Origin of the sequence: Parasynechococcus sp., from assembly GCF_042954245.1 — a bacterium.
Lineage (GTDB): Bacteria > Cyanobacteriota > Cyanobacteriia > PCC-6307 > Cyanobiaceae > Parasynechococcus.
On record NZ_JBGKDP010000103.1, the window covers coordinates 1 to 4,308 of the forward strand.

General features: G+C 61.1%; 3 protein-coding genes. 2 read left to right on the plus strand and 1 reads right to left on the minus strand.

Annotated elements, in window-relative coordinates; all coding sequences use genetic code 11:
• On the plus strand, positions 1-1,855 hold a 1,855-nt coding region (locus ACGVJ8_RS04700; protein ID WP_392345879.1), incomplete at its 5' end, for a Smr/MutS family protein.
• Between the two features lie 22 nt (positions 1,856-1,877).
• On the opposite strand, the gene ACGVJ8_RS04705 is transcribed toward ACGVJ8_RS04700, so the two are convergent.
• Complete coding sequence (locus ACGVJ8_RS04705; protein ID WP_392345881.1) at positions 1,878-3,056, minus strand: ABC transporter ATP-binding protein; 1,179 nt, start codon at positions 3,054-3,056, stop codon at positions 1,878-1,880.
• 58 nt (positions 3,057-3,114) lie between these two features.
• On the opposite strand from ACGVJ8_RS04705, the gene cgtA reads away from it, so the two are divergent.
• Entirely contained in the window at positions 3,115-4,104 is a 990-nt protein-coding gene (gene cgtA, locus ACGVJ8_RS04710; protein ID WP_392345884.1) for an Obg family GTPase CgtA, read from the plus strand.
• The last annotated feature ends 204 nt before the right edge of the window (positions 4,105-4,308 follow it).

Below are 4,308 nucleotides of genomic sequence, written 5' to 3' on the forward strand. Positions count from 1 at the left end.
CCTGGCCCCATCTCTGCAGGACAGTGTGATCGCCGAGCGTCATGGCCGTCCGGTCCTGGCGGTTAAGGCCGGTGCGGTGAGCCAGGTGCCGGGTCAAGTTCACGACAGTTCGGCCTCAGGCAGCACCCTCTTTGTGGAACCCCGCTCGGTGCTCACCATGGGCAACAAGCTGGTGGAGCTGGAGTCCCGCATCCGGGATGAGGAACGCAAGGTGTTCGCGGAGCTGAGTGGTCTGGTGGCTGAAGAGGCGCCTGCCCTCAACCAGATGGTGGCCGTGCTGCGCACGCTTGATCTTGCGCTGGCCCGTGGGCGTTACGGCCGCTGGCTTGGTGGCGTTGAGCCGCAGCTTGAGCCGGCAGCGGAGGCTCCGTTTCGCTTTTCAGGTCTGCGGCACCCACTGTTGGTGTGGCAGCACAAGCGGGCGGATGGGCCGCCCGTGGTTCCCATTTCGGTGGAGGTGTCGCCGGAGCTGCGGGTGGTGGCGATCACCGGGCCGAACACCGGTGGCAAAACGGTCACCCTGAAAAGCATCGGCCTCGCAGCACTGATGGCGCGCGCCGGCATGCTCTTGCCCTGTTCAGGCCAACCCTCCCTGCCTTGGTGTTCCCAGGTGCTGGCGGACATCGGAGATGAGCAATCCCTTCAGCAGAGCTTGTCCACCTTCAGCGGCCATGTGAAGCGCATCGGGCGCATTCTTGAGGCGCTGCAGCGCGGCAGTGCCCCTGCCCTGGTGCTGCTGGATGAGGTGGGTGCCGGAACGGATCCCAGTGAGGGAACGGCCCTGGCAACCGCTTTGCTCAAGGCACTTGCGGATCGGGCCCGGCTCACGATTGCCACCACCCACTTCGGTGAACTCAAGGCCCTCAAATACGACGACGCTCGTTTTGAGAATGCCTCTGTGGCCTTCAATCCTGAGACCTTGTCCCCCACCTACGAATTGCTGTGGGGAATTCCGGGACGCAGCAATGCCCTGGCGATCGCGACGCGTCTGGGGCTCGATTCGGATGTGCTTCACCAGGCCCAGCAGCTGTTGGCCCCAGGGGGTGATGGTGAGGTGAACAGTGTGATCCGAGGCTTGGAGGAGCAACGGCAGCGCCAGCAGGCCGCGGCAGAAGACGCTGCAGCACTCTTGGCACGCACGGAGCTGCTGCACGAGGAGTTGCTCCAGTGCTGGCAGAAGCAAAAGCAGCAGACTGCGCAACGCCAGGAGCAGGGCCGTCAACGCTTGGAGCAGTCGATCCGCCAGGGCCAGAAGGAAGTCCGCACGCTGATTCGTCGTCTCCGTGATGAGCGCGCGGATGGGGAAACCGCGCGAAAGGTTGGGCAACGGTTGCGCAGCTTGGAGGGCCATCACCGCCCCACCCCTGAACGACGTGCACCCAAGCCGAGCTGGCGTCCGGCGGTGGGCGATCGCGTGCGTTTACTGGCCCTCGGCAAGGCTGCAGATGTGTTGGCCATCACCGATGACGGCCTTCAGCTGACGGTCCGTTGCGGGGTGATGCGCACCACGGTGGAACTAGCTGCGGTGGAAAACCTGGATGGTCATAAGCCGGAGCCGCCTCCAAAGCCGGTGGTGAAGGTGCAAGCCCGTTCAGCCGGCGGCGGCGGTGCTCAGGTGCGCACCAGTCGCAACACCCTTGATGTGCGGGGCATGCGGGTGCATGAGGCCGAAGCGGCGGCCGAGGAATGCTTGCGGAGTGCCAATGGGCCGGTTTGGGTGATCCATGGCATTGGCACGGGTAAGCTCAAGCGCGGCCTGCGCGCCTGGCTGGACACGGTGCCCTACGTGGAACGGGTGACCGATGCCGAGCAGGGGGACGGCGGACCGGGCTGCAGCGTTGTCTGGGTGCGCTGAGCTGGTTCAGCCGCTTCAGTGGCTAACGGATCGCTTCTCCATCCGCCTCAAACAACCGCCAGCCTGCGGGGTCAGGGTCGAGGTGGATGGCATCGCCGGCATTGATATTGATCTCCGCTGAACTTCTGACTTGGATGAGTTGATCACCATCCAGGAGCCGACAGGTGAGGATCTGCTCATTGCCCAGACGTTCGCAATGGCTCACCTCCGCTTGGAGATTCCGGTTCGTTGCCGGTGCCAGATGCCAGTGTTCAGGCCTCAATCCTGCGGTGAGATGTTGGCCTTCTCGTTGAAGCAAAGGCTCAACCATTTCGCCTTCAACCTGAATGCGTTTACTGCCCAAAATGAGGGTTGCATTGGGTCCCACCGTGACGGGCAACAAGCTCATCGCTGGGCTGCCAATGAACTGGGCCACGAAGATGTTGGAGGGCCACCTGTACAACTCCATTGGTGTTCCCAGTTGTTGCAAGCGCCCTTGGTTCAACACAGCGATGCGGTCGCCCATGGTCATCGCTTCCATCTGGTCGTGGGTTACATAAACCGTCGTTGTTCCCAGTTCTCGCTGCAGCTCGACGATTCTTTGGCGTGTGCTCGTTCTGAGTTTGGCGTCGAGATTGCTGAGCGGTTCATCCATCAAGAACACCTCAGGATTGCGCGCCATGGCGCGTCCGAGGGCGACCCGTTGTTTTTGTCCGCCGGACAGTTCCTTTGGCCTTCTGTCGAGCAATTCCGTTAGTTTCAGAGATCTGGCAACGGTGTTAACCCTGGCTTCGATTCGTTCTTCTCTTACCGACCGCACCCTCAGTGGTTTCGGCAACGCGCGCGTGGATCGAAAGGCTTGATCTTGGATTCGCTGGAATGTTGATCTTGCCTGGCTTCTGCGCAGTCCGAAGCTGAGGTTGTCCCGCACGCTGAGATGCGGGTAAAGCGCATAGCTCTGGAACACCATGGCGACGTTGCGGCGCGCTGGCGGCACATCGCTGATGGGCCGGGTTCCTATTTTGATTTCGCCGCCGGTGGGATCATCGAGACCGGCCAGTAGTCTCAGCAAGGTGCTTTTGCCGCAGCCCGAGGGACCAACCAGCACCAAAAACTCGCCATTGTTGATCGTCAGATTTAACTGACGAATCACTTCAACGGGATCACCGCTGCCGCGTCCTGGGAACGTCTTGCTGAGGTCTTCGAAACGGATGCCGGCCAACGGCAGAGTTGCAGCGGCTGAATCTTAGGGTTATGGACTGGATTGAGCCGGCAGCACCGTGCAGTTTATCGATCAGGCACGGATCACGGTCCGAGGCGGACGCGGCGGCGATGGCATCGCTGCATTTCGTCGCGAAAAATATGTGCCCGCTGGAGGCCCCTCCGGAGGTGACGGCGGTTGTGGGGCTCCCGTGGTTCTCGAGGCCGACAGCAACCTTCAAACTTTGCTCGACTTCAAATACAAACGCCTGTTCGCTGCTGACGACGGGCGACGCGGTGGCCCGAACAAGTGCACCGGTGCATCAGGGAAAGACCTGGTGATCAAGGTGCCTTGCGGCACGGAGGTACGCCATCTGCGCACCGGCATTCTTCTGGGCGACCTCACAGCGCCGGGTGAACGTCTCACCGTTGCCTTCGGTGGGCGAGGTGGTCTGGGCAACGCCCATTACCTGAGCAATCGCAACCGCGCGCCGGAGAAATTCACCGAGGGCCGTGAGGGTGAGGAATGGCCCCTGCAGCTGGAACTAAAGTTGCTCGCTGAGGTGGGCATCATTGGTCTTCCCAATGCCGGCAAGAGCACCTTGATCGCCGTGCTGTCGGCAGCGCGACCCAAGATTGCCGATTACCCCTTCACCACCTTGGTTCCCAACCTTGGTGTGGTGCGCCGTCCCAGTGGGGATGGAACCGTTTTCGCGGATATTCCAGGCTTAATTGAAGGGGCCGCCCAGGGCGCTGGTCTTGGCCACGACTTTCTGCGTCATATCGAACGCACCCGTCTGCTGATCCACCTTGTAGACGCCGGATCCGAGGATCCCCTGGCTGACCTGAACGTCGTCCAGCAGGAGCTGGAGGCCTATGGCCATGGTCTTGTTGATCGACCACGTCTATTGGTCATCAACAAGCAGGAGTTGGTGTCACAAGAGGACCTTCCCACATTGCGGCAAGACCTTGAAGCGGCGAGTGGTCGTCCCGTGCTGTACATTTCCGCAGCGATGGGAACCAACCTCGATCAGTTGCTGGCCGAAACCTGGGCTGAGCTCGGGGTGTGAGCTGATGCTCCAGACAATCTTCATGTGATCAGCCACACCGATGGTTGTGGCCTGATCGCGGGAGAGCCATAACAGGAATCTCTCTCCCATGACAGACCTTCTACACCTGTCTGGACAACAGGGACGACGTGATCGCCCAGTGCCAAACGAAAGAGGATGTTGCTGTGCTTCATCGCAGGGGATGCCCTATCGATGAAGTGAAGG